We start from the raw sequence: 24,437 nt of genomic DNA, 5'->3' as shown, positions 1-24,437 counted from the left end.
CGGGAATTTTCGCTAGCCTCCCGATCGACCGGGCGTTCGAGGGGGATTCGGGTGAGCGCCCACACGGGCACAGATGCGGAGGCCTCACGTGACAGACGCCGGGCGAAGCGCGGACCAACTCGACACCGGCAAGCCCCACTCGGCGCGCATGTACGACTACTTCCTCGGCGGGAAGGACAACTACCCGGTCGACGCGGAAGCGGCCGAGCAGGTGATATCCCTCTTCCCCGCCGTGCGGGACATGGCGCGGACGAACCGCGCATTCATGCACCGCGCCGTCCGGCTGCTGGCCGAGCGGGGCGTCAGCCAGTTCCTCGACATCGGAACCGGCATACCGACCGAGCCGAACCTGCACCAGATCGTCCAGGGGGTCGTACCGCACGCCCGGGTGGTGTACGCGGACAACGACCCGATCGTCCTCCGCCACGCCGAGGCCCTGCTGCACAGCACGCGCGAGGGCCGGACCGCCTACGTCGCCGGCGATGTGCGGGAGCCGGGGAAGATCATCGCCGCCGCCCGGGAGACCCTGGACTTCACCCGGCCGATCGCGCTGTCCCTCGTGGCGCTGCTGCACCTGGTGGCGGACGAGGACGAACCCCGCCGGATCGTCCGTGAGCTCCTCGAACCCCTCGCTCCGGGAAGCTGCTTGACGCTTTCGCACGCGACCGGGGACTTCGACCCGGAGACCTGGGAACGGGTCGTGGAGGTGTACCGCAAGGGCGGGACGGCGGCGCAGGTGCGCACCCGCGCGGAGTTCACGGAGTTCTTCACCGGGCTGGAACTGGTCGACCCCGGCGTGGTGCCGGCCGAGCGGTGGCATCCGGAACCCGGCGACCGGCGGGAGGACGGTGGCGAGGGCGGGGCCGCAGGCCCGGGCGAGGAGATACCCCTCTACGTGGCGGTCGGCCGCAAGCCGTGACGGCGGCCGGTCCGGCGGACCGGACTCCACGGCCCGGTCCGGCGGACCGGAGCGCACGGCCCGATCCGCCGGCCGGTCGTGTCACGCGGCGATCGCCGACACGGCCCTCGCCGCCACACGGCCGGCGCCGTCACACGGCCGGCGGGGTTCCGCGGCCGGCGGGGTTCCGCTCCGGAGATCGGCCCGTGCCGTCAGGACAGCTGCGACTGCACCTGGGAGGAGATCAGCTCCAGGTGGTCCAGGTCGTCGAGGTCGAGGATCTGGAGGTAGATGCGGCGGGAGCCGATCTCGGCGTAGCGGCCGATCTTGTCGACGACCTCGGCCGGGGAGCCGGCCAGGCCGTTGAGCTTCAGCTCGTCGACCTTGCGGCCGATCGCGTCGGCCCGGCGGGCGACCTCCGCGTCGTCCCGGCCGACGCAGACGACGAGGGCGTTGGAGTACGTCAGCTCGTCGCCGCGGCCCGCCTCCTCGGCGGCGGCGCGCACCCGGCCGAACTGGCGCTCGCTGTCCTCGACGGAGCCGAAGGGCATGTTGAACTCGTCGGCGTACCGCGCGGCGAGGCGCGGGGTGCGGGTCGGGCCGTGACCGCCGACGAGCACGGGGATCTTGTCCTGTGCGGGCTTGGGCAGAGCGGGCGAGTCCGTGAGGTCGTAGTAGGAGCCGTGGAAGTCGAAGGTCTTGCCGGCTTCCGTCGCCCACAGGCCGGTGACGATCTCCAGCTGCTCTTCCAGGCGGGCGAACTTCTCCTTGGGGAAGGGGATGCCGTAGGCCTTGTGCTCCTCCTCGAACCAGCCGGCGCCGAGGCCGAGCTCGACGCGGCCGCCGGACATCTGGTCGACCTGGGCGACCTGGATGGCGAGCACGCCGGGCAGCCGGAAGGTGCCGGCGGTCATCAGAGTGCCGAGCCGGATGCGCTTGGTCTCGCGGGCGAGGCCGGCCAGGGTGATCCAGGCGTCGGTGGGGCCGGGCAGGCCGTCCACGTTGCCCATGCGGAGATAGTGGTCGGAGCGGAAGAAGGCGTCGAATCCGAGGTCTTCGGTGGCCTTGGCCACGGTGAGCAGAGTGTCGTAGGTGGCGCCCTGCTGGGGCTCGGTGAAGATGCGAAGATCCATGGTTCCATCCTGCACGCCGGGTCACGGCACGACGAGATCGGTCCCCCGTCCCACCCGGTCCCCGGTCGGGTGAAATTACGTCAATACCGCGCGTCCCGCGTGACCGGGCCAGTGACCGGCCCCGTTGGTGATCGTTGGCTCGGGCGGAGCCGGAGCCCCCGGCTTCCGCACCGGCCTGTGACCGCCGGGGCGTCACCCGCGTCGGCCTCCCCGGGGGGCCAGGGGCCGAGGAGGCCGTCATGTCCGAAGAGACCGTGCCGCAGCAGGGCGGGACCGGGCAGCCGAAAGGGCTGTTGCAGCAGATGGAGGAGCTGATGGCGGCGTTGAACGCGGACCTGTCGGCGTTGGACGCGGACCTCCAGGCGGCGGGTGACGCCGGCCGCGCGGCGGCCGAGGAGGGCGGCCAGGCCGGCTGACGGCCGGCTGACGGCCGACTCCGGGGCTCGGGGGGCTCGGCGGGCTCGGAGGGCTCGGAGGGCTTGGGGGCTTGGGGACTCGGGGGGGCTCGGGGGAACTCGGGGGGCTCGGGGCGGAGCGGAATCCACCCCACCACACTCGGACACCGGATTCCCCGCGACCGGTCGGGACGACCGCGGCGGCGCCCTACCCCGCCTCCCGCTCCGGCGGTGCCTGTTCCCGGTCCGCGAGTCTGCGGAGCATCTCCAGGACGCGGTCGCGGGACTCGTCCGCCGCGTCGATGGCCTCCATGCACTGCCAGTACGTGCCCTCGTCGGCCGCGGCGCTGGCCAGGCCGACGAGGGCGATGCCGACCTCGCCGAGGAGGCCGCCGAGGTACATCAGCGTGTGGCGGGCGTCGCCCAACTCCGTGAGCTGGCCCGCCCGCAGCTCGCCGGGGGCCAGTTCGGGCGGGTCGAGGACACCGCAGCCCCGGCCCGCCAGCTCCGTCAACCCCAGTGCCTCGCCGCGCAGTTCGGGTGGGCCGGCGACCGCGAGGCGACTTCCTATCGCCTGCGCGAGAGCCTGCGCCTGCCACACCTCTGCCATGACCTCCCGCACCTCGCCGCCCGCGGCCAGGGACCGCCTGCTCGTCACGATGAGCCGCACCGCGTCCATGCGCTGCCCCCGTCTGTCCGACGCGCCCCGCGCGTCCGCCTGCCCGAACTCCCTTGTTCACTACCCAGAGTGAAGGCGTGTGAGACGAAAAGCCAGAGGAAGACGGAAATTAACGGACAACAATTCGGATTCGGCTCGGATTTCGGTTACGCAGCGTACAAGTGGACTGCGCGGCTCCCGGCGGCTGGGCGCCGCACCGGCGGGACGCCGCGCTAGGGAGCCGGGAACCTCCGCTCGTTCCGGTCGATCTTCGCGTCCAGCGCGGCCAGCGGATCGATGCCGAGCACCTCGCACAACTGCAGGAGATACGCGAGCACGTCGGCGACCTCGTCGGTGACGCGGTGCGCGGTGTCCGGCTCGGACATGACCCGGGCCGACTCCTCGGGCGTCAGCCACTGGAAGATCTCGACGAGTTCGGACGCCTCCACGCTGAGCGCGGCGACCAGGTTCTTGGGGGTGTGGTACTGCTGCCAGTTCCGCGCGGCGGCGAAGTCGGCCAGCCGGCGTTGCAGTGTCGCCACGTCCAGGGGATCAGTCACGGTTCAGGTGTACCACCGTGACGCCCGGGGTCCCGGCGGCCCAGGAGGCGTCGCTCACCGCGCCGACGAGCCGGATGTGCCCCCGCTCGCACATCCGGGCCGCGAGCCCCAGCAGCTCCCGCCGCTGCCGGGGGTCCAGCGCGCGGTCGAAGCCGTCGGCGAGGACGGTGAGCGTCTGGAGCGCGGCGGGCACCTCGCCGGCCGGGTCGACCTCCAGGACACCGGGTCCGGTGAGCAGGACCAGGGACAGGGCGAGGTAGCGGAGTTCGCCGTCGCCCAGCCGCCCCAGATCCGTACGGACGCCGTCGCCGCGGTCGAGTGCCGCGCGGACGGTCCCGATGACGTCCGGCCGGGCGAGCACGTCCGCGACCGGCCGTGCGAGCACGTCCGCGACCGGCGGGGCGGGCGCGTCCGTGACCGGCGGGGCGAGGGCGTCCACCGGCTGTGCGAGCACGTCCGCCACCGGCCCGGCGCACCCCGCCCGCACCGCCGCCACGAACTGCGCGTGCCGCCGTCCGCACTCGGCGCGGGTGCGCCACAGCACGTCGGCGAGGTTGCCGCAGCCGCCGAGCAGGTGCCCGGAACCGGCCGGGACGGGACGGCGCATCCGGGCGGGCTCCGGGTCGCAGGCGAAGGCGGAGCGCAGGGCGACGACCATCTGCTCGGCGGCGGCCAGCACCCTGCGCTGCCCGGACGTCCGGCCGGCCACGCGCAGCGGCAGCAGGGGGGTGGCGAGCCGGTCGTCGGGCAGCGGGCCACGGGTCACCGGTGTGGGCCCGGCCGTGTGCCAGGCGGCCTGCACGGCACGCTTGCCGGGGTCGCGCAGCGCGGTCTCCAGCAGGACCAGTCCGTCGGCCGTCAACCGCTCGCCCACCACCCGCAGTTCGGGCTCGGCCTGCACGGCCACGTCGAGCCGGACCAGCCCCGCGGGTCCGTCCGCCGTGCAGCCGATGCGGAAGCCGCGGCGGCGCTGGGCGTCGGGCCGGGCCCGCTCCGGCACGCAGGCGACGGGGTCGGGGAACGCCTCGCCGAGCCGGGCGCCGCCCCCGAGCCGGGCGAGGGCCTCGTAGGCCCGCAGTGCGCTGGTCTTGCCGGAGCCGCTGGGGCCGGCGAGGAGGGTGAGCCGTCCCAGCGGGAGGACGGCGCGGCGGAGGCCGGCGAACGCGGCGAGGCGCAGTTCGGTGACGCGGGGGCGGTCGGGTTGCGCGAGGGCGGCGGGAGCGGAGGGCTCGGTCATGTCCGGACGGTAGGGCTCGACAAACGGGACGAACCGTTCCGTCTCCGGGTGTTCCTACGATCGGGCGACCATCACACCCCCGGGACCCCGACCCCCTCCATCAGCCCCGTCACCTCGGTCCCGGCCGGGGTCAGCAGGAACACGTTGCGGTCCACGCGGTGCATGCCGCTCGCCAGGCCGAAGACGACGCCCGTGCTGAAGTCGAGGACCCGCTTGGCGACCTCCGTCTCCGCGCCGGTCAGGTCGAGCAGGACCGGGACGCCCGCCATCAGGGTCTCGGCGACGTCGCGGGCGTCGGCGAAGACGTTCACGCGCAGGACGACGAAGCGGCGCCGCGCCTCCGTCTCGGCCTCGGGTATGGACCGGTGGTCGACGGAGGACGGCCAGGCGTCCCGGCCCCGCAGCGGCACGACCTGGGCGAGCCCCTCCCACTGTTCGTCGGTGACATCGTGGCTGTTCACCGGCATGCTCCGTCCTGGCTCGCACTGGCTGTCTGCATCGGCCAATTGTGGCGCACGGTCACCCGTTCGGCCCAACAGCGACACGCTCCGCGACCTCAATGCACCTCACAACGGCCGGAAGGCCGCTGTGTGACGGGCGTAACCCCTCATGATCGGGCGAAGTGACAACGGTGTAACGGGCGGTCCGTACCGTCGGGGGCATGACCACGACCCACGGGACCCCGCAGGAGACGCGGCAGGTGCGCACCGTCTGCTCGTACTGCGGTGTGGGCTGCGGCCTCGTGCTCGACATCGGCATGGGGCCGGACGGGCGGCGTACCGTCCTGAAGGCGTCCGGCGACAAGGCGCACCCGGCGAACGCGGGCCGGCTGTGCACCAAGGGCGCGACCACGGCCGACATGCTCGCCGCGCCCGGACGGCTGACCACCGCGCTCGTGCGGGACGACCGGGGCGACGAGGCGGTCCCGGCGCCGGTGGCCGGCGCGATCGCCGAGACGGCCGCGCGGCTGCGGTCGATCGTCGACGAGCACGGGCCGGACGCGGTCGCCTTCTACGTGTCCGGGCAGATGAGCCTGGAGGCGCAGTACCTGGCGAACAAGCTGGCCAAGGGGTTCGTGGGGACGAACCAGATCGAGTCGAACTCGCGGCTGTGCATGGCGAGCGCGGGCACCGGCTACAAGCTGTCGCTGGGCGCGGACGGGCCGCCCGGCTCGTACGAGGACTTCGACCGGGCGGATCTCTTCCTCGTCATCGGGTCGAACATGGCCGACTGCCACCCGATCCTCTTCCTGCGGATGATGGAGCGGGTCAAGGCGGGTGCCCGGCTGATCGTCGTGGACCCGCGGCGGACCGCCACCGCGGCCAAGGCCGACCTGTTCCTCCAGGTCAGGCCGGGCACCGACCTCGCGCTGCTGAACGGCCTGCTGCACCTGCTGCACGCGGACGGGCACACCGACGACGCGTTCGTCGCCGCCCACACCGAGGGCTGGGAGGCCCTGCCCGACTTCCTCGCCGACTACACCCCGGCGGCGGTCGCCGAGATCACCGGGCTCGCGGAGGACGACCTGCGCGAGGCGGCCCGGCTGATCGGTGCGGCCGGCCGGCGGTGGATGAGCTGCTGGACCATGGGGCTCAACCAGTCCACGCACGGCACCTGGAACACGAACGCCCTGGTCAACCTGCACCTGGCGACGGGGGCGATCTGCCGTCCGGGCGCCGGGCCGTTCTCCCTCACCGGCCAGCCCAACGCGATGGGCGGGCGCGAGATGGGCTACATGGGGCCGGGGCTGCCGGGGCAGCGGTCGGTGCTCGTGGCCGAGGAGCGGGCCTTCGCCGAGGAGGTGTGGGAGCTGCCGCCGGGGACGCTGCGGGCCGACGGGGTCGGCAAGGGCACCGTCGAGATGTTCCGGAAGATGGCCGACGGCGAGATCAAGGCCTGCTGGATCATCTGCACCAACCCGGTCGCCTCGGTCGCCAACCGCCGTACGGTCATCGAGGGTCTGGAGGCCGCCGAGTTCGTGGTCACGCAGGACGTGTTCGCGGACACCGAGACCAACGCCTACGCCGATGTCGTGCTGCCGGGCGCGATGTGGACCGAGGCGGAGGGCGTCTTCGTCAACAGCGAGCGCGACCTCACGCTGACCCGGCCGGCCGCGGACCCGCCCGGGGAGGCGATGGCCGACTGGCGGATCATCGCGGAGGTCGCCCGCGCGATGGGGTACGAGAAGGGGTTCTCGTACGACAGCGCCGAGCAGGTCTTCGAGGAGATCCGCCGGTTCCACAACCCGAAGACCGGGTGGGACCTGCGCGGGGTGTCGTACGAGCGGCTGCGCGAGACGCCCGTGCAGTGGCCGGCCGCGCGGGAGGACGGGCCCGCGCGCAATCCCGTCCGGTACGTCGACGAGGACGGGCTGCGCTTCCCGACGGCTTCCGGGCGGGCGGCGTTCTTCGCGCGCCCGCACCTGCCCGCCGCCGAGCTTCCGGACGACGACTATCCGTTCGTGCTGAACACCGGCCGGGTGCAGCACCAGTGGCACACGCTGACGAAGACCGGGAAGGTCGCCAAGCTCAACAAGCTCAACCCCGGGCCGTTCGTGGAGCTGCACCCCGAGGACGCCTCGGGGCTCGGTGTGGCCGAGGGCGATCTCGTCGAGGTGGCCTCGCGGCGCGGCCGGGCCGTGCTGCCGGCGGTGGTGACGGACCGGGTGCGGCCGGGGTGCTGCTTCGCGCCGTTCCACTGGAACGACCTGTTCGGCGAGTACCTCAGCATCAACGCGGTGACCAGCGACGCGGTGGATCCGCTGTCGTTCCAGCCGGAGTTCAAGGTGTGCGCCGTGTCGCTGGCGAAGGTGGCGACGCCCGTGCGCGAGGAACCGGTCGAGGCGCTGACGCCGACGGCCGTCACGCCCGGCGGCCCCGACCCCTTCGGCCTGGAGCCCACCCCTCCGCCGGTGCTGTCCGCCCAGGAGCGCCAGTACCTCACCGGGTTCCTCGCCGGGCTCGGCTCGGGCGCGCCCGGCGTTCCGGTGCTCCCGCCGGACGCGCCCTTCTCGCCCGAGCACGCCCTGTGGGTGAACGGGGTCCTCGCCGGGATGTACTCGCGCTCGGCGCCGCCGGCCGCTCCGGTACGGGAGCCGTCCGGCCGTGAGGTCGTCGTGCTGTGGGCCTCGCAGACGGGCAACGCCGAGGAGTTCGCCGCCGCCACCGCCGAGCGGCTGACGGCGACCGGGCACCGTACGACCCTCGTCGGCATGGACGAGGCCGATGTCGCCGCGCTCGCCCGCACGGCGGACCTGCTCTTCATCACCAGCACGTTCGGGGACGGCGACGCGCCCGACAACGGCTCGGGCTTCTGGGACGCGCTCTCCGGCGACCGGGCCCCGCGGCTGGACGGGGTGCGGTACGCGGTGCTCGCCTTCGGCGACTCCTCGTACGACGACTTCTGCGGGCACGGGCGGCGGCTGGACGCGCGGCTCGACGAGCTGGGCGGGGTGCGGCTGGCCCCGCGCACGGACTGCGAGCCGGACTACGAGCCGTCCGCCGGACAGTGGCTCGACCAGGTCCTCTCGGCGCTGGGCGGCACCGCCACGCAAGCGCCGAAGCCGGCGGGCCGGGCCAAGGCCCCGGCCGGCACGGCCCGGCTCGTCGGCAACCGGCTGCTCAGCAAGCCGGGCGCGGGCAAGGAGGTGCGCCGGTTCACCTTCGACACGAGCGGCACGGACCTGACGTACGAGGCCGGGGACGCGCTGGGCGTGCGGCCGGTCAACGCGCCCGCGCTGGTGGAGGAGTGGCTGGCGGTGACGGGGCTCGACGCCTCGACGGCCGTGGCGGTCGACGGAGTCGGTGACGTCCCCTTCGGCGAGGCCCTGCACCGGCACCTGGACATCACGCGGATCACCCCCGACCTGCTCCGCTTCGTCGCCGAGCGCGCCCGGGACGACCACGAGCTGCGCAGGCTGCTGCGGCCCGACAACAAGGACGGGCTGGCGCAGTGGAGTTGGGGGCGGCAGGCCGTGGACGTGGTCGCCGAGTACGCGGTGCGGGCGAGCGCCGCGGAGTGGGCCGGGGTGTTCAGGAAGCTCCAGCCGCGCCTGTACTCCATATCGTCCAGCCCGCTGGTGGACCCGCAGCTGGTGTCGCTGACGGTGTCCGTGGTGCGGTACGAGAACCTGCGCGGCCGGGCGCGCGGCGGGGTCTGCTCGCCGTTCCTCGCCGAGGCCGAGCCGGACACCGAGGTGCCGGTGTTCGTGCAGCGCTCGCCGCACTTCCGTCCCCCGGCCGACGCCTCGACGCCGATGGTCATGGTCGGGCCCGGCACCGGCGTCGCGCCCTTCGTCGGCTTCCTCCAGGAGCGGCGGGCGCTCGGGCATCGCGCCCCGAACTGGCTGTTCTTCGGCGAGCAGCACCGCGCGACGGACTTCTACTACGAGGACGAGCTGACCGCCCTGCTCGACGAGGGCGCCCTGACCCGCCTGGACACCGCCTTCTCCCGGGACCAGCGCAACAAGGTGTACGTGCAGGACCGGATGCGCGAGCACGGGCCGGAGCTGTGGCACTGGCTGCGCGACGGGGCCCGCTTCTACGTCTGCGGCGACGCCTCCCGCATGGCCAAGGACGTCGACCGGGCGCTGCGGGACATCGCGGTGGCGCACGGCGGGATGAGCGAGGCGGAGGCCGCCGTGTACGTGAAGCAGCTCGCGGCGGACAAGCGGTACGTCCGGGACGTGTACTGACCAACGGCCTTACTGGCCTCACACCGGACTCTTCACCTCCGCCCGGGCCCCGCTCACCGGTGGCGATTAGCGTCCTGCGGCGTGTACTCGGCAGAAACCACACGCGTGGTGCCCGGCCCGCGCACGCAGTCGGCGGTGTCCGTGCCGCCCCCTCCCCCGGCCCAGTGGCACCGGGTCCTGACCCTGCTCGCCGACATCAGCCTGCTGATCGGCACGCGCTCGGTGTGGACGGCGGCGGCCGGTCACCGGCCGGCCGTGGCCGCGGTGATCTCGGTGTGCTACGCCTCGATCCTGGCGTGCGGGGTGCTGGCCCTGGTCGTCCGCCGGGCGCGGTCGCTGGCGCGGGTGGACCTGTGCGTGCTGGTGACGGGGGTGACGCTGGCCCTGTGCGCGTGGGTGATGTTGCACAACGGCTCCGACGAGGCGCTGCTGACCACCCAGGCGGCGCGGGAGCTGGCCGCGGGGCGCCCGGTGTACGGACAGCCGTGGCCCTGGCTCTTCGGTCACGGCGTGGCCCTGACCCCGACGGTGACCGGCGGCTACGACCTCACCTACGGCTATCCGCCGCTGGCGCCGCTGCTGGCCGTGCCGCTGCTCTGGCTCGGCCACGGCGGTACCCCGGCGACGGCGGTGAGCACGGGCGCGCTGCTCACCGGGACGGTCGTGCTGTGGCGGATGCTCCCGGCGCCGTGGCGGTCGGCGGCGACCATGGTGTGCCTGGGCTTCGGGATGCTGCCGTCGTACGGGCGGCTCGGCTACCCGGCGATCGTGGCGCTGGCCCTGCTGGTGCCGGTGGTGGTGCGCTGGCCGCGGACGGGTGAGGGCGGCCGGCTCGGGGCGGCGGGGCTGGCAGGGGCCGCGTGCCTGGGGGCGGCGTGCGCGGCGCAGCAGCTGCCCTGGTTCCTGGCACCCTTCCTGCTGGCCGGGATCTACGCCGTGCGGCGCGGTGAGCTGGGCGGGCGGGCGGCGGCGCTCGTGGTGCTGCGGTTCGCGGGTGCCGCGGCGACGGTGTGGCTGCTGATCAACACGTACTTCCTGGTGAGCGAGCCGGGCACCTGGCTGACGGGGATCGCCCTGCCGCTGACGCAGGGCGCGGTGCTGCACGGCCAGGGCGTGGTCGACGTGTCGCTGTACCTGACGAACGGCAGCGACCGGCTCGACTGGTACTCCCACGCGAGCCTGCTGCTGCTCGCCGGCCTGCTCGCGCTGTTCGTGCTGTTCGTACGGCGGCTGGGCCCGGCCGCCACGGTCCTGCCCTGGTGCGCCTTCTACCTGGCGACCCGGTCGCAGGACGGCTACTACCTGATGATGACGCCGCTGTGGCTGGCGGCGGCGGTGACCGCTCCGGCGTCGGCGTTCGCCCGGGCGTGGCAGCCGCGCGTGCGCCTGCTCGCGGGGCCGCGGCGCCGTCCGGCCCGTCTCGCGGCGGCGGCGCTGCTGCTGGCGCCCGCCCTGGCCGGAGCGGTCGTGGCGGCGACGGGCACGCCGCCCCTGCGCATGCAGGTCACAGCGGCCCGTCATCCCACCCCGGGGACGGTCTCCCGGCTCACCCTCCAGGTCACCAACACGGCGGGCACGGCCCTCGCCCCGCACTTCACCCTGACCAGGGGCCAGGGCATGGACCCGTACTGGCGGATCGTGCGAGGGCCGCGCACCCTGCCCGCGCACAGCACCGCCCGGTACGAACTCCGGCCGCCCTCGGGCCGGTTCGGGCTGTCCCGGCCGGGAGCCCGGATCCGGCTGCGGGCGTTCACCGCGTCGCCGCAGACCCTGTCGAGCGCGGATGTGCAGGGGGAGCTGCGCCGGCCGGGCTGAGGGGGTCAGGCCGTGGCCCGGGTGAAGCGGAGGGTGGCGGTGACCGTGGCGCGGCCGCGGATCATGCCCAGCTGGTTCCAGCCCATGCCGAACTGATCCCGGTCCACGCTGAACTCGGTGTCCAGGGTGAGGCCGGTGGCGTCCGAGTCCTTCAGGCGGGCGGTCAGGGAGAGCGGCCTGCTGATGCCGCGCACGGTCAGCTGGCCGATGACGTGTACCTGGTCACCGTCGCGAAGTTCGGCGCTGCGGGCCGCGAAGGTGATCCGGGGGTGGTGGTCGGCGTCGAAGAAGTCGGCGCCCCTCAGGTGGGTGTCGCGCTTGGCGTTGCCGGTGTCGAGGGAGGCGACGTCGAAGGTCAGGGTGCCGACGGCGGACCCGTCGGGCCGGACCTCGCCGGTGCCGCCGAGCGCGCCGAAGGTGCCCTTGACGTTGACGAGGCCCCACATGGTCCTGTGCTGGATGCCGACGGTCGAGGCGGTCGCGTCGAGCTGCCACAGTCCGGTTTCCACGGCGACGGTCATGGTCTTCTCCCACTCATCTGTCGTCCAAATTTGGATGACTGTTTCGGATGACCGCACGCTAGCGGTTCGTCCAAAATTGGACAACCCCCTTCTCCAAAATTGGACAACGGGTACGCTTGAGCACATGGCCGCCTCTCCGGAACACCCAGCCGACCAGCCCGAATGCACCTCGGGAGGCGGCGGGCTGCTGCCCGCCGAGCTGCGCGCCTGGATGCTGCTGCTCGCCGCGACCGGTGCCGTGGAGCAGCGGCTGCGCGCGGTCGTGAAGGAGAAGCTGGACGTCTCGCACGACGAGTTCCTGGTCCTGTGCCTGCTCGCGGAGCAGCCCGAGGGCGGACTGCGCATGACGCGCGTCGCGGAGCTGCTGGGCCGCCCCAAGACCCGCCTCACCTATCAGATCGCCTGCCTCCAGCACGCCGGTCTCGTCACCCGCCGGTCGGTGTGCGGGGACAAGCGCGGCGTGGAGGTCGCCCTCACGGACAAGGCCCGCCGCCTGCTCACCGAGGCCTCGGGCCCGCTCGCCGAGACGGTCACGCAGGCGCTCCCCTGCTTCATGGGACCGGACCAGCGCGCGGCGCTGTTCGGGCTGGTGCCGGACCTGGCCGAGGAGTCCCGCCGGGACTGAGGCCGGGTTCGCCGGAACGCCGTCGGGGGTACCCGGCGCCTGCTCGTCCCCCACCAGCAGGAGGCCTCCATGGGCGCGTCGTACCTGCCCGACCCCGTCGTACGCCACCCGCTCGGCGGACCGCCCGTCGATCCGGGGGCACTCGCGAAGGCGCTGCGCGAACGGGTCGACGGCGAGGTGCGGTTCGACGCCGGGAGCCGGGCCGCGTACGCGACGGACGCCTCCAACTTCCGCCAGACGCCGATCGGCGTGGTGGTGCCGCGGACGCCCGAGGCGGCGGCCCGGGCGGTGGCCGTGGCACGCGAGCACGGGGCGCCGGTGCTGTCCCGGGGCGGCGGGACGAGTCTGGCCGGGCAGTGCGCCAACGCGGCCGTGGTGATCGACTGGTCGAAGTACTGCCACCGGCTGGAGTCCGTCGACACCGAACGCCGCACCTGCGTCGTGCAACCCGGCATCGTCCTGGACGAACTGAACCGGCAGCTCGCGCCGACCGGGCTGCGCTACGGCCCCGAGCCCGCCACCCATCCCAACTGCACGATCGGCGGCATGATCGGCAACAACTCCTGCGGAGCGACCGCCCAGGCGCACGGCAAGGTCGTCGACAACATCGCCCGCCTGGAGGTGCTGCTCTACGACGGCACCCGCTTCTGGTGCGGCGAGACCAGCGACGAGGAGTACGCCGAGATCGAGCGGCAGGGCGACCTGCGGGCGGCCGTGTACCGGGGGTTGCGGGAGCTGCGGGACACCTACGGCGACGAGATCCGCCGGCGCTTCCCCGGCATCCCGCGCCGGGTCTCCGGCTACAACCTCGACTCCCTGCTGCCGGAACACCGCTTCGACGTGGCCGGGCTGCTGGTCGGCAGCGAGTCGACGCTCGTCACCGTGCTGCGGGCCGAGCTGGAACTCGTGCCGGTCGTGCCGGAACGCACCCTGGTGGTGCTGGGGTTCCCGCGGATCGACCAGGCTGCCGAGGCCGTGCCGGACATCCTGCCGCACGAGCCGATCGCCCTGGAGGGCGTCGACGACCGGCTGATCCACGACCAGCGGCTCAAGCACCTCAATCCGAAGGCCCTCGGCGAACTCCCCGAGGGCCGTGCCTTCCTGATGGTGCAGTTCGGCGCCGACACCGTCGAGGAGGCGGACGACCGGGCCCACCGGATGCTGGACGCGCTGCGGGAGACCGAGCACGACCCCGACGTGGCGTTCCTCGACGAACCCGTCCACGAGCAGGAGCTGTGGCAGGTGAGGGAGTCCGGCCTCGGCGCCACCGCGCACGTGCCGCACCGGCCCGACACCTTCGAGGGCTGGGAGGACTCGGCCGTGCCCCCCGAGCGGCTCGGCGCGTACCTGCGGCGGCTGCGCGGGCTGTACGAGGAGTTCGGCTACCTGAGCGACACCGGGCCCAGCCTGTACGGCCACTTCGGGCAGGGCTGCGTGCACACCCGCATCCCCTTCGACCTGTACACCGCCGACGGGGTGGCCGCCTACCGGCGGTTCATGGAGCGGGCGGCCGATCTGGTTGCCGAGTTCGGCGGCTCGTTCTCCGGGGAGCACGGCGACGGGCAGAGCCGGGGCGAGCTGCTGCCCCGGATGTTCGGCGAGGACCTGGTGGCGGCGTTCGAGCGGCTGAAGGCCCTCTTCGACCCGCTGAACCGGATGAACCCCGGGAAGGTCGTGGCGCCGTACGGGCTGGACGAGAACCTGCGCCTGGGCGGCGACTGGGCGCCGCGGGACCGGCGTGACGCGCACTTCCGCTTCCCGCACGACGGCGGCTCCTTCGCCGAGGCGGCGAACCGGTGCGTCGGCGTCGGCAAGTGCCGGCAGCTCACCCACGAGGGCGGCGCGGTGATGTGCCCGTCGTACCAGGTGACGCGGGAGGAGGAGCACTCCACGCGCGGGCGGGCCCGGCTGCTGTTCGAGATGCTCGACGGACACGGCGACAGCGCGATCCGCGACGGCTGGCGCTCGCGGGAGGTCAAGGACGCCCTCGACCTGTGCCTGGCGTGCAAGGGCTGCAAGAAGGACTGCCCGGCCGATGTCGACATGGCCACCTACAAGGCGGAGTTCCTGTCCCACCACTACGCGGGCCGGCCCTGGCGCCGGCCCCGCTCCGACCTGTCGATGGGCTGGCTGCCCGCCCTCGCCCAGGCGGTCGGGCGCTCCCGGCTCGGACCGGTCGTCAACGCGCTCACCCACACCCCGCCCCTGTCGAGGGCGGCGGTCGCCGCCGCGGGGATCGCGGACCGGGAAGTGCCCCTGTTCGCCGGGCAGACGCTCCAGCAGTGGTTCCGGCGGCACGAACCCTCGGGCGACGGGCGGCGCGGGACGGTGCTGCTGTGGCCGGACACCTTCACCAACCACTTCCACCCGCACATCGGCCGGGCCGCCGTCGCCCTGCTGGAACACGCGGGCTGGCGGGTCGAGCTGCCCGCCGAGCCGCTGTGCTGCGGCCTCACCTGGATCTCCACCGGGCAGCTCGGCATCGCCGAACGCGTCCTCACCCGGACGGTCCGCCGGCTGGCCGGGCACGTACGCTCGGGCGGCCTGGTGGTGGCGCTGGAACCGAGCTGCACGGCCGTCTTCCGCTCGGACGCGGCGGAGCTGTTCCCGGGCGACCGGGACGTACGACGGCTGCGCGACCAGACGGTGACGCTCGCCGAGCTACTCACCGAGCACTCCCCCGGCTACACACCTCCTCGGGTGCCCGAGCGGTCCGCGCGGGCGCTGGCGCAGGTGCACTGCCACCAGCACGCGGTGACGGGCTGGGACGCCGACCGGGAGCTGCTGCGGCGGGCCGGGGTCGATGCGGAGCGGCTGGAGTCGGGCTGCTGCGGGCTCGCCGGCAACTTCGGCTTCGAGCGGGGCCACCTCGACGTCAGCGAGGCCTGCGCGGAACAGGTGCTGCTGCCGCGGCTGCGCGCCGAGGACCCGGAGACGGTCGTCCTCGCCGACGGCTTCAGCTGCCGCACGCAGATCCACGAGCTCGACAGCGGCGGCCACGAGGGCGTGCATCTCGCGGAACTGCTGGCCTCCGCGCTCCCCGGCGCCCCGGGCAGCGCCTACGGCGTCGCGCCGGACGCCCGTCCCGCCTCCCCCGGGCGGCGGGGCAGGGGCCTCGCGCTCGCCGGGGCCGGGGTGGCCGCCGCGGGTGCCGCCGCCGGGCTGGTGCGGGGGCTGCGCCGCTGAGCCGCCACGCGCCGAGCGGTGTTCTCTACACCGTCGTAGAATCCGGGAACACGGGCGCGACGCCGAACGTTGATCCGGAGACAGACCACGCGTAAGGAGCGACTTCTTGTCCGCCAGACCGACGGACCCCCCGGGGCACAGTCCCGGACCATTCCGCCACGACACCAGTGATCGCGGCACCCGGCGGGATGGTGTTCGATGAGTGCCGCGAACGCCCTCCTGGGCCTGCTCGCCGTGTTCGTGCTGACCGCCGGCACCGGCTACTTCGTCGCCCAGGAGTTCGCCTACGTCTCCGCTGACCGGCTCACCCTGGCGCGTGAGGCCGAGGCCGGGGACCGCCGCGCCGCCCGTGCCCTCAGGGTGCTGGAGCGGCTGTCGTTCATGCTGTCGGGCGCCCAGCTCGGCATCACCGTCACCGGGCTGGTCGTCGGCTTCATCGCCGAGCCGTCGGTGTCCGCGCTGCTGCGCCCCGTCCTGTCCGGGACGGGACTGCCCGACGCGGCCGTCGGCGGCGTCTCCGTGGTGCTGGCCTTCGTGCTGGCCACGGTCGTGCAGATGGTGCTGGGCGAGCTGGCCCCGAAGAACCTCGCCATCGCCGTGCCCGAGCGGCTGGCGAAGGCCCTGGCCCCATCCACGCTGGCGTACCTGAAGGTCGTCGGCCCCGTCGTGCACATCTTCGACAGCGCGGCGAACAAGCTGCTGCGCAGGGTCGGGATCGAGCCGGTCGAGGAGCTGCACCACGGCGCCACGCTGGAGGAGCTGGGCCATCTGATCGGCGAGTCCCACGAGCAGGGCGCGCTGCCCAAGGACACCGCCGCCCTGCTGGACCACGCGCTGGAGTTCTCCGAGCGCACCCTCGACGAGGTGATGGTGCCGCGCGCCGACGCCGTCTTCGTCCGCAGGGACGCGGACGCCGAGGAGGCGATCGGCCTGATCGCCCGGCACGGCCACTCCAACTACCCCGTGCTCGGCGACCACCCGGACGACATCACGGGCGTGCTGGGCGTGCGCGAGCTGACGGCGCTGCCCGCCGCCCGTCTCGCCGGCGCGACCGCGGGCGAAGTGGCCCGCCGTCCGCTGCTGCTGCCGGACACGCTCGCGCTGCCCGACGCGGTGACGCGGATGCGGGAGCAGGACGACGAGTTCGCGGTCGTCCTCGACGAACACGGCGGCGTGGCCGGCATCGTCACCTACGAGGACATCGCCGAGGAGCTGGTCGGCGACATCGCGGACGAGTCCGACACGGTCACCGTGCTCGCCGTCGCGGACGGCGACGGCTGGCTGGTGGACGCCGGCCGCCGGCTGGACGAGGTGGCCGAGGCCACCGGCGTCCGGCTGCCGGAGGACGACGACTACGACACCGTGGCCGGCCTGGTCGTGGACCGGCTCGGCCGCTTCCCGACGGTCGGCGACCGGGTCACGGTCGAGCTGCCCGAGGGCGGCCGGGCCGTGATCGACGTGCGCACGCTCGACCGGCACGTGGCCGACCGCGTACGGATCAGCCCGTTCGTGGACGCCGCGGAGGCCCGAGAAGCCGAGGAGATGGCGTGAGTTTCCCGACGGCGGTCTTCGTGACCGTGCTGCTGCTCATCGGCAGCGGCTTCTTCGTGGCGGCCGAGTTCGCGCTGGTCGCCGCCAAGCGGCACCGCATGGAGAAAGCGGCGGCCGAGGGGCGGCGCGGCGCCGGCGCGGCCCTGGCCGGCATGCGCGAGCTGTCGCTGATGCTGGCCGGCGCCCAGCTGGGCATCACGGTGTGCACGCTGGGCCTGGGCTCGGTGTCCAAGCCGGCCATCTCGCACGAACTCGACCCGCTGCTGCACAAGCTGGGACTGCCCAGCGCCGTCTCCTACGGCGTCGCGTTCGCCGTGGCGATGATCGTGGTGGTGTTCCTGCACATGGTGGTCGGCGAGATGGCCCCCAAGTCGTGGGCCATCGCCCATCCCGAGCGGTCGGCGATGCTGCTCTCACCGCCTTTCCGGGCCGTGGTGCGGGCCGTGCGGCCGCTGATCCGGCTGCTCAACGCGGTGAGCAACGCGCTGGTACGGCTGTGCCGGGTGGCCCCGCGCGACGAGCTGGCCTCGGTGCACAACCGGGAGCAGCTGACGCACCTGGTGGAGGAGTCGGAGCGGCTGGGCCTGATCAGCGCGACCGACTCGGAGCTGCTGACCCGCTCCCTGACCGAGCCGGAGACCCCGGTGGCCGCGCTGCGGATCCCGGCCGCCGAGATCACCTGGGTGGAGGGCGGCTCGGACCTCGAGGCCCTGCTGCGGACGGCCGCCGCGCACGACCGCACCCGGCTGCTCGTCCGGGAGAACGGCGTCGTCCTCGGCTCGGTCCACGCCCGGGACGCCCTGGTCGCCCGGGCCCGGGGGCGGGCCGGGACCGCGCGGGAACTGGCCCGGCCCGTGCCCGCGCTGACGGAGGACACCACCGTGGCCGACGCCATCGAGGTGCTGCGCCGACGCCGGTCCTCCCTGGCGGTCGTCCGTGACGGCGCCGGCCGGCTCACCGGCCTGGTCACCCTGGACGACCTGCTGGCGCGCCTGCTGCAGCCGGCCGGAGCGGCCTGACCAAGCGGAATCCGAACCTCCAGCACATCTGCACACGGTTCGCCAGGACGCCACGGTGCGGCACGCCGGGCGCCAAGTCCATCACGCGGCATGGGGACTTGGCGCCGAAGTGCCCGCTTCGGGAATCGGGGCGCAATACATGTGCGGGCGGCAGGACGACGGACTGTGTGAAGGAATGGGCGCATTTCGTGTGCCCATGGTCATGGCGGTGAAGACGGTCGCCGCCATGACCGGCGCGACGCCGGGAAGCGGCTGGAACTTTTCTCCCGCGGAATGCTTTGATCCTGCGCACGGCGGAGCCGTCGGTACGGAATCCCGGTTCCGGATCCGGCGACCCCCCACGCGCGCCGCCAATGCGAGACATTCACGCGAAGGGAAACACCTCCAATGAACCTCACCTCTCGGGTCGACATCGCCGAACTGTCCGACGCCGACCTGGAGAACGTCTCCGGCGGTATGGCGGGCGGTGCCTCCGCGGGCCTCGTGGGCAGCCTCTCCGCCGGCCTGGTCGGGCCGCTGACCGCCGAGCTCTGCGGCAGCCTCCAGGGCACCCTGTCGACGGAGGGCGGGGCGGCCTCCGGGAGCGCGGGCGTTCACACGACGTCGCTCTGACGCCAGCCGCGTAAAGGGCCCCGGGACACGGTTCCCGGGGCCCTCCGCCGTACCCGGGGTTCTTCTCACGGTCGCAAAGTTGGGGAATTCGCGAAACTCGTGACGGAAATCTGGACACGGCGGGGGTGGGTAACACCGCGGCACGGCATGACGCAGACTTACACGGGCCCCCAGACCCGGCTGTAAACGCGATAGGACGAACCCCGTGAAAACCGACTCGATCCGGAACGAAGAACTGCCGATCTACGAGAGCCTCATACGCGAACGCGGTGACGTCGTGGAAGAGGCTCGCGTGGTCGCCGAGGAGACCCAGCACCAGATGACGCAGGCCCTGAACGGGCACGCCGCGCCGCCGAGCGAGCCCGAGACCCACTGAGCCCCGGGACGCGGGCGGGGCGCGCGCCGGTCACGCCAGCGGGTCGTGGCCCCAGTTCATCAGGGAGTACCGCCACCGCGTCTCCCGCACGTCGCCGGAAGGCCGCTGGGCCAGGTGCCGGCGGATGTACCCGACGACCTTGCGCATGTGCCGGTAGTCGTCGTCGGTGAGATCTCCCTTCCCGGCCGCAGGATCGCGACGATCCGCCGTCCGGAGGCGTGCCCGGTGGACTCGCCCCCGTCCGGGTGCTGCCCGGCGCTCTGCGACTCGTCGGAGGCCGGCCACTTCTCCAGTGCGGCCGGTGTCATGTTCACCAGCTCACGGAAGTCGGCCCAGGTCTCCTCGCGCTCCTCGCCGGCCATGCCGCCTCACTTCTTCTTCAGCGCGGACGGCTTGTGTACGGCGGTCTTGCCGGACTTGGCGCTGCGCACCTGGTACTGCGGGTCGTCCTTCTTCGGTGTCCCGCCCTTGCCGTGGTCGTTCGCCATGCCGGTACTCCCTCGCGCAGAGGTGTGCTGTCCCTCCAGCGTGCGGCGTCGGCCCTCACCGCGCAGCCCGAGGCGTACCGGACCGGTCCGTGGCGGTGTCGCGCGGACCCGCGAAGGCCCACGGCATCGCCGGTTCCGTCACGCAGCGGAACACCCGCCGTACGGGCGCCGTGCACAGCGCGGTCATCACCGCGGCGGCCACGGCGGTGACGAGGAGCACCCCGGCGGGCCGGCCGACCCAGGCGGGCTCGTACCAGCCCCAGTGCTTGGCGGCCTGGGCGACGAAGCCGTGCAGCAGGTAGCCGTAGAGCGTGCCCGCGCCCAGGGCGGTGAACCAGGTCCGGCGCCCCGGCACCCAGGCGAGGAAGCAGGCCACCAGGACCGCCGAGCAGCCGAAGGCGGCCAGCGTCATCAGGGGCCCGTACCAGAGGGGAGCGCCCAGCTCCCGGGCGCTGTCCGCGTGGAAGAACCAGGCGTAGTCCATCCGCGGCACCGCCCAGTACGCCACGCCCAGCGCGCAGACGGCCACGGGCACGGCGAGGATCCGCGCGGTGCGCCGTCTCACCCGCCGGAAGTGCTCGGGCCGCAGCAGCAGGCCGAGCACGAAGTACGGCAGGAACTGCAGGGTGCGCTGCAGGTCGAGGTCGTGGCCGAGGGACGGTGTGAGCGTCGCCAGCATCGCGACGCCGAGGGCGAGGGACAGCGGCCACCGCACGAGCCGCCACACCGGCGTCGTCAGCCGCCAGACGAACAGCGCGGCCAGGAACCAGGTCAGGTACAGCGGGTCCAGCAGGCTGACCGGCCGGTCGGGGTCCTGGCTGGACCACCGGGTGAACAGGGTGTACGCCGTCTCGAACACCACGTAGGGGACGACGACGCCGGTGACCAGGCGCCTGAGCCGCGCGGGGCTGCCGTCGAAGGTGCGCGAGAAGTAGCCGGAGACGATGATGAACGCCGGCATGTGGAAGGCGTAGACGAGCATGTAGAGGGCCGTGACGGCCCTGCTGCCGTCCCGCAGCGGTTCCCAGGCGTGCCCGACGGCCACCAGCACGATCGCCAGGTACTTGGCGTTGTCGAAGAACGCGTCCCGCTGCCGGGGCGGGCGGGCCGGCGCGTCCGGCTCCGCCGTCCGCGGCGCCCGGATCGTTTCGGCCACCGGGCGGGCCGTGGCCACCGTGTCACTCACGGGCCCTCCCGAGGATCCTCGAAGCGGCTGTGCCTCGTCTGGCCCGGGGTAAGGGGGTGGCGTCTGCGCAGAACATCGCCCGCACCCTAATCACAGGGCCGCGCCCTTGTTCAACTCGTAACGGACGGGACTGGCTTCGGTTCATGCCCGGGTATACGTGCCGAGGCGGTCGATCGTCTCCCGGAGGGCGAGCGTGAAAGGGTGCCGCGGCTCGGTCAGGACCCGTCCGGCCGGACCCTGTTCGACGACTTCGCCGGCGTCCAGGACGGCGATGCGGTGGGCGAGGGCCGCCGTGGCGGGGTCGTGGGTGATGAGGACGAGGGCGAGGTCGCCGCGGTCGCGGACCAGGGCGGCGAGCAGGTCGAGGATGCCGCGGCGGGTGACGGTGTCGAGGCCGGAGGTGATCTCGTCGCAGACCAGGACCCGGGGGTGGGCGAGGAGGGCGCGGGCGAGGGCGGCGCGCTGGAGTTCGCCGCCGGAGAGCTCGCCGGGGCGCCGCCGGGCCAGGTCCTCGGGCAGGCCGAGGCGGGCGAGGGTGGCCGACGCCTCCTCGGCCGCCGCCCGTTCCCCGGCGCCCCGCAGCCGTACCGCCGTGCGGGCCACCTGGTGCAGGACGGGCCGGTGCTCGTCGAAGGCGGCGCGGGCGTCCTGGAAGACGTACTGCACGGCGGCCAGTCGGTCCCGGCCGCGGTGGCGCAGGCTGCGCGGCAGCGGCGTGCCGTCGAGGAGGATCTCGCCGTCGTGGTGGCGGTGGAGGCCGGCGAGGCAGCGGCCGAGGGTGGTCTTGCCGCTGCCGGAGCGGCCGACCACGGCCAGGCACTCGCCGGCGTGGAGCGCCAGGTCGGGGACGCGCAGGACGGTGGTCGCGCGGTCGTGGACGGCGGTGAGGTTCCGGACGAGGAGGATGGGCCGGCCGGGGTCGGCGGGTGCTTCTCCGCGCGGGGCCGGGCGCTGTTCGCCGAGCAGCCGGCGGGTCCATTCGTGGCGTGGCGCCTCCCACAGCCGGGCCGCGGGGCCCGACTCCACGACCCGTCCGGCGCGCAGGACGAGGACCTCGTCGGCGAGGGCCCGGACCACGTCGAGGTCGTGGCTGAGCAGCACGACCGCGATGCCGCGGGCCGCGACCGCCGCGAGCTGGTCGACGATGCCGCTCTTGGTGACCGGGTCCTGGCCGGTCGTGGGTTCGTCGGCGACGACGACCCGGGCGCCGAGGAGGAGGGCCTGGGCGAGGACGACGCGTTGCTGCTGGCCGCCGGAGAGCTGGTGCGGGTAGCGGCGCAGCAGCGCTTCGGCGTCCGGGAGCCGGGCGTCGGACAGAGCCCGCAGGACCAGTTCCCGGGCCGCCGGGCGCCGTTCGGCCCGGGGCAGGTGGCGCACCCGGGGGCGGGCGAGGTCGTCGAGGAGGGCGCTGACGCGGCGAGCCGGGTTGAGGACGGCCGCCGGGTGCTGGGGCACGTAGCCCACCAGGCCGTCGGCCGGCCGGTGCACCTCGCCCGTGACCCGGGCGCCGGGCGGGTACTCCCCCAGCAGCGCGAGGCCGGTGGTGGTCTTCCCGCTGCCGGAGGCGCCGACCAGGGCGGTCACCGTGCCGGGGAGCACGCGCAGGTCCACCCCGTCGACGATCGGGCGGCCGTCGATCTCGACGCGGAGGCCGTGGACCGCGGCGACCGGCTCCGGCGGGGTGGTCGGGTCCGTCTCGTCGTTCACGGCCGCCGTCCCTTCCTTCTCGGGCTCTTCTCCAGGGCGGCGTCGAAGAGCAGGTTGGTGCCCGTCGTCAGGGCGACGATCAGCAGGGCGGGCACGACCACGGCCCAGGGCTGGACGAAGAGGCCCGTGCGGTTGCGGTCGACCATGACCGCCCAGTCGGCGGCGTCCGGGGCGACCCCGACACCGAGGAACGCGGCCGTCGACACCAGGTACAGCACGCCGGTCAGGCGGATGCCGGCGTCGGCGGCCAGGGTGCGCAGGGACGAGCGGCCGACGTAGCCGACGGCGACGCGCCACCACGACTCGCCCTGCATGCGCAGCGCTTCCACGGCGGGCCGGGCCGCCGCCTCGGCCGCCGCGGCCCGTACGATCCGGGCGGCGTCGGGCACGTTCACCAGCGCGACGAGCAGCGCGAGCCCCATGGCGCCCGGCGAGAACACGGATGCCACCAGCAGCACGAGCAGCAGCGACGGTACGGCGAGCAGCACGTCCAGGGGCCGCATCAGCAGCTCCTCCAGCCGCCGTGCGTGGGTGACGGCGCTGACGAGTCCGACCGGGAGGGCGACGAGGTAGGCGAGGGCCGTCGCCGCGAGCGCGGTCAGCACGACCGTGCGGCCGCCGTGCAGCACCTGCCGCCAGACGTCCCGGCCCACGAAGTCCGTGCCGAGCCAGTGGCCGCCGCCGAGGGTGAAGGAGGCGGCGCGCGGGCCGGGTTCACCGGCGAACAGGGGGCCGAGGAGGGCGAGGAGCAGCGGCACCGCCACGACCGCGAGGCCGAGGAGCAGCCGGCGCGGGGCCGTCATGCCGCCACCCCCGCCCGGGGCGTCAGCCGGTACGCCACCACGTCCGCGGCCAGGTTCAGGACGACGGTCAGCACGCCGAACACCACGGCGAGCCCCTGCACCACCGGCACGTCCCGTTCGGCGACGGCGTTGAGGAGGACGGTCCCGAGGCCGGGGATCACGAACAGCGCCTCCACGACGATGACGCCGCACAGCAGCCAGTCGATGGTGCGGGCGAGCTGCTGCGCGGCCGGGGCGAGCGCGCCCGGCAGGGCGTGGGCGTAGCGGACGCGGGCGCCGGGGACGCCGTAGCGGCGGGCGTGGGCCGCGTAGGGCGAGGCGAGCGCGTCGACCATGCCGGCCCGGACGAGGCGGGACAGGGAGCACACCGGGCGGGACAGCAGGACCAGCACGGGCAGGACGAGCACCGCCGGGTGGCCGATGAGGTCGGTGCCGTAGCCCACCGCCGTGGGGGGCAGCCAGGCCAGCTTCAGCGCGAACACCGTCACCAGCAGCACGCCCAGGGCGAACTCGGGTACGGCGTACACGGCGAGGGTGACGGAGCTGACCAGGCGGTCGATCAGCCGTCCCTCGTGCCGGGCGGCGAGCACGCCGAGCCCGAAGCCGAGCGGGACGAGCAGGGCCAGGGTGAGCGCGGCCAGCAGCAGGCTCGGGCCGAACCCGCCGGCGATGTACTCGGCCACCGGGCGGCCGGAGGTGAGGGACGTGCCGAAGTCGCCGAGCAGCAGTCCCGCCGCCCAGTCCGCCAGGCGTTCGTGAGCGGGCCGGTCGAGGTCCATGGCCTCGCGGATCGCCGCGATGCGGGCGGGGTCGGGCTGGTCGCCCGCGAGGGCGACGGCGGCGTCGCCCGGGAGGGCCTCGGTGAGGGCGAAGACCAGGAGGACGACGGCGATGGTTTGGACCAGGCCGAGGGTGAGGCGCCGGGCGATGAAGGAGCGGAGAGCGCCGCTCGAAGTGCCGCGATGGGCCGTCAC

At 73.8% G+C, this 24,437-nt stretch carries 21 protein-coding genes and 1 pseudogene; 10 read left to right on the top strand and 12 right to left on the bottom strand.

Annotated elements, in window-relative coordinates:
- Positions 1 to 88 precede the first annotated feature (88 nt).
- A complete protein-coding gene (locus tag ABZ948_RS03405; RefSeq protein WP_359756802.1) occupies positions 89 to 919 on the top strand; it encodes an SAM-dependent methyltransferase in 831 nt (276 codons plus the stop codon).
- A gap of 191 nt (positions 920 to 1,110) precedes the next feature.
- Here the strand turns inward: ABZ948_RS03405 and ABZ948_RS03400 are convergent, their stop codons facing one another.
- Positions 1,111 to 2,031 (bottom strand): LLM class F420-dependent oxidoreductase, encoded by a 921-nt coding sequence (locus ABZ948_RS03400; protein WP_359756800.1) that lies wholly within the window; start codon positions 2,029 to 2,031, stop codon positions 1,111 to 1,113.
- A gap of 239 nt (positions 2,032 to 2,270) precedes the next feature.
- On the opposite strand from ABZ948_RS03400, the gene ABZ948_RS03395 reads away from it, so the two are divergent.
- Complete coding sequence (locus ABZ948_RS03395) at positions 2,271 to 2,447, top strand: hypothetical protein (protein WP_359756798.1); 177 nt, start codon at positions 2,271 to 2,273, stop codon at positions 2,445 to 2,447.
- A gap of 187 nt (positions 2,448 to 2,634) precedes the next feature.
- Here ABZ948_RS03395 and ABZ948_RS03390 read toward each other — a convergent pair whose 3' ends face one another.
- The 4 genes from ABZ948_RS03390 to ABZ948_RS03375 form a co-directional block, all read right to left on the bottom strand.
- Entirely contained in the window at positions 2,635 to 3,105 is a 471-nt protein-coding gene (locus ABZ948_RS03390) for a DUF6099 family protein (RefSeq protein ID WP_359756796.1), read from the bottom strand.
- Between the two features lie 212 nt (positions 3,106 to 3,317).
- On the bottom strand, positions 3,318 to 3,644 hold the full coding sequence (locus ABZ948_RS03385; protein ID WP_359756795.1) for a nucleotide pyrophosphohydrolase: 327 nt from the start codon (positions 3,642 to 3,644) through the stop codon (positions 3,318 to 3,320).
- Positions 3,637 to 4,881: an ATP-binding protein gene (locus ABZ948_RS03380; protein WP_359756794.1), complete on the bottom strand. Its 1,245-nt coding sequence runs from the start codon at positions 4,879 to 4,881 to the stop codon at positions 3,637 to 3,639. The genes ABZ948_RS03385 and ABZ948_RS03380 overlap by 8 nt, the downstream gene beginning before the upstream one ends.
- 71 nt (positions 4,882 to 4,952) lie before the next feature.
- Complete coding sequence (locus ABZ948_RS03375) at positions 4,953 to 5,348, bottom strand: cell division protein SepF (RefSeq protein ID WP_010033798.1); 396 nt, start codon at positions 5,346 to 5,348, stop codon at positions 4,953 to 4,955.
- A gap of 194 nt (positions 5,349 to 5,542) precedes the next feature.
- On the opposite strand from ABZ948_RS03375, the gene ABZ948_RS03370 reads away from it, so the two are divergent.
- Positions 5,543 to 9,574: a bifunctional nitrate reductase/sulfite reductase flavoprotein subunit alpha gene (locus ABZ948_RS03370; RefSeq protein ID WP_359756792.1), complete on the top strand. Its 4,032-nt coding sequence runs from the start codon at positions 5,543 to 5,545 to the stop codon at positions 9,572 to 9,574.
- A 135-nt stretch (positions 9,575 to 9,709) separates the two neighbouring features.
- A complete protein-coding gene (locus ABZ948_RS03365) occupies positions 9,710 to 11,389 on the top strand; it encodes a hypothetical protein (protein WP_359756997.1) in 1,680 nt (559 codons plus the stop codon).
- Between the two features lie 5 nt (positions 11,390 to 11,394).
- Here ABZ948_RS03365 and ABZ948_RS03360 read toward each other — a convergent pair whose 3' ends face one another.
- Positions 11,395 to 11,910, bottom strand: a complete 516-nt coding sequence (locus ABZ948_RS03360) for a YceI family protein (protein WP_359756790.1) — start codon at positions 11,908 to 11,910, stop codon at positions 11,395 to 11,397.
- Positions 11,911 to 12,034: 124 nt separating this feature from the next.
- Between ABZ948_RS03360 and ABZ948_RS03355 the strand changes: the two genes are divergently transcribed.
- From ABZ948_RS03355 to ABZ948_RS03330, 6 genes are all read left to right on the top strand, one after another.
- On the top strand, positions 12,035 to 12,535 hold the full coding sequence (locus ABZ948_RS03355; protein ID WP_359756789.1) for a MarR family winged helix-turn-helix transcriptional regulator: 501 nt from the start codon (positions 12,035 to 12,037) through the stop codon (positions 12,533 to 12,535).
- A gap of 69 nt (positions 12,536 to 12,604) precedes the next feature.
- Positions 12,605 to 15,721, top strand: a complete 3,117-nt coding sequence (locus ABZ948_RS03350; RefSeq protein ID WP_359756787.1) for an FAD-binding and (Fe-S)-binding domain-containing protein — start codon at positions 12,605 to 12,607, stop codon at positions 15,719 to 15,721.
- A 198-nt stretch (positions 15,722 to 15,919) separates the two neighbouring features.
- Positions 15,920 to 17,272, top strand: coding sequence for a hemolysin family protein (locus tag ABZ948_RS03345; protein ID WP_359756786.1), 1,353 nt, complete (start codon positions 15,920 to 15,922; stop codon positions 17,270 to 17,272).
- A complete protein-coding gene (locus ABZ948_RS03340; RefSeq protein WP_359756784.1) occupies positions 17,269 to 18,291 on the top strand; it encodes a hemolysin family protein in 1,023 nt (340 codons plus the stop codon). Before ABZ948_RS03345 ends, ABZ948_RS03340 begins: the two co-directional genes overlap by 4 nt.
- Before the next feature lie 387 nt (positions 18,292 to 18,678).
- Entirely contained in the window at positions 18,679 to 18,903 is a 225-nt protein-coding gene (locus ABZ948_RS03335) for a hypothetical protein (protein WP_031118994.1), read from the top strand.
- Between the two features lie 205 nt (positions 18,904 to 19,108).
- Complete coding sequence (locus ABZ948_RS03330) at positions 19,109 to 19,279, top strand: hypothetical protein (RefSeq protein WP_359756782.1); 171 nt, start codon at positions 19,109 to 19,111, stop codon at positions 19,277 to 19,279.
- 30 nt (positions 19,280 to 19,309) lie between these two features.
- Here the strand turns inward: ABZ948_RS03330 and ABZ948_RS03325 are convergent.
- From ABZ948_RS03325 to ABZ948_RS03300, 6 genes and pseudogenes are all read right to left on the bottom strand, one after another.
- Positions 19,310 to 19,641: pseudogene (locus tag ABZ948_RS03325) on the bottom strand (DUF3140 domain-containing protein).
- 6 nt (positions 19,642 to 19,647) lie between these two features.
- The gene (locus tag ABZ948_RS40895) at positions 19,648 to 19,833 is read right to left on the bottom strand and encodes an HVA1 family protein (RefSeq protein WP_435857454.1); all 186 of its coding nucleotides are present in this window, start codon (positions 19,831 to 19,833) and stop codon (positions 19,648 to 19,650) included.
- On the bottom strand, positions 19,823 to 20,953 hold the full coding sequence (locus ABZ948_RS03315) for an acyltransferase family protein (RefSeq protein WP_435857452.1): 1,131 nt from the start codon (positions 20,951 to 20,953) through the stop codon (positions 19,823 to 19,825). The genes ABZ948_RS40895 and ABZ948_RS03315 overlap by 11 nt, the downstream gene beginning before the upstream one ends.
- Positions 20,954 to 21,094: 141 nt before the next feature.
- Positions 21,095 to 22,660: an ABC transporter ATP-binding protein gene (locus ABZ948_RS03310; protein ID WP_359756780.1), complete on the bottom strand. Its 1,566-nt coding sequence runs from the start codon at positions 22,658 to 22,660 to the stop codon at positions 21,095 to 21,097.
- Positions 22,657 to 23,463 carry an ABC transporter permease subunit gene (locus tag ABZ948_RS03305; RefSeq protein WP_359756779.1) on the bottom strand — a complete coding sequence of 269 codons (807 nt, stop codon included), beginning with the start codon at positions 23,461 to 23,463 and terminating at the stop codon, positions 22,657 to 22,659. Before ABZ948_RS03305 ends, ABZ948_RS03310 begins: the two co-directional genes overlap by 4 nt.
- Positions 23,460 to 24,437: an ABC transporter permease gene (locus tag ABZ948_RS03300; protein WP_359756777.1), complete on the bottom strand. Its 978-nt coding sequence runs from the start codon at positions 24,435 to 24,437 to the stop codon at positions 23,460 to 23,462. The genes ABZ948_RS03305 and ABZ948_RS03300 overlap by 4 nt, the downstream gene beginning before the upstream one ends.

Source organism: Streptomyces olindensis, from assembly GCF_040645895.1.
Classification (GTDB): Bacteria; Actinomycetota; Actinomycetes; order Streptomycetales; family Streptomycetaceae; genus Streptomyces; species Streptomyces olindensis.
This window is presented reverse-complemented; position numbering and strand designations above follow the sequence as displayed.

Excerpts from the sequence above, each read along its gene's own strand:
- ABZ948_RS03400 (WP_359756800.1), bottom strand. The coding sequence starts at position 2,031 with ATGGATCTTCGCATCTTCACCGAGCCCCAGCAGGGCGCCACCTACGAC.
- ABZ948_RS03395 (WP_359756798.1), top strand. The coding sequence starts at position 2,271 with ATGTCCGAAGAGACCGTGCCGCAGCAGGGCGGGACCGGGCAGCCGAAA.
- ABZ948_RS03390 (WP_359756796.1), bottom strand. The coding sequence starts at position 3,105 with ATGGACGCGGTGCGGCTCATCGTGACGAGCAGGCGGTCCCTGGCCGCG.
- ABZ948_RS03380 (WP_359756794.1), bottom strand. The coding sequence starts at position 4,881 with ATGACCGAGCCCTCCGCTCCCGCCGCCCTCGCGCAACCCGACCGCCCC.
- ABZ948_RS03375 (WP_010033798.1), bottom strand. The coding sequence starts at position 5,348 with ATGCCGGTGAACAGCCACGATGTCACCGACGAACAGTGGGAGGGGCTC.
- ABZ948_RS03370 (WP_359756792.1), top strand. The coding sequence starts at position 5,543 with ATGACCACGACCCACGGGACCCCGCAGGAGACGCGGCAGGTGCGCACC.
- ABZ948_RS03360 (WP_359756790.1), bottom strand. The coding sequence starts at position 11,910 with ATGACCGTCGCCGTGGAAACCGGACTGTGGCAGCTCGACGCGACCGCC.
- ABZ948_RS03355 (WP_359756789.1), top strand. The coding sequence starts at position 12,035 with ATGGCCGCCTCTCCGGAACACCCAGCCGACCAGCCCGAATGCACCTCG.
- ABZ948_RS03350 (WP_359756787.1), top strand. The coding sequence starts at position 12,605 with ATGGGCGCGTCGTACCTGCCCGACCCCGTCGTACGCCACCCGCTCGGC.
- ABZ948_RS03345 (WP_359756786.1), top strand. The coding sequence starts at position 15,920 with ATGAGTGCCGCGAACGCCCTCCTGGGCCTGCTCGCCGTGTTCGTGCTG.
- ABZ948_RS03335 (WP_031118994.1), top strand. The coding sequence starts at position 18,679 with ATGAACCTCACCTCTCGGGTCGACATCGCCGAACTGTCCGACGCCGAC.
- ABZ948_RS03305 (WP_359756779.1), bottom strand. The coding sequence starts at position 23,463 with ATGACGGCCCCGCGCCGGCTGCTCCTCGGCCTCGCGGTCGTGGCGGTG.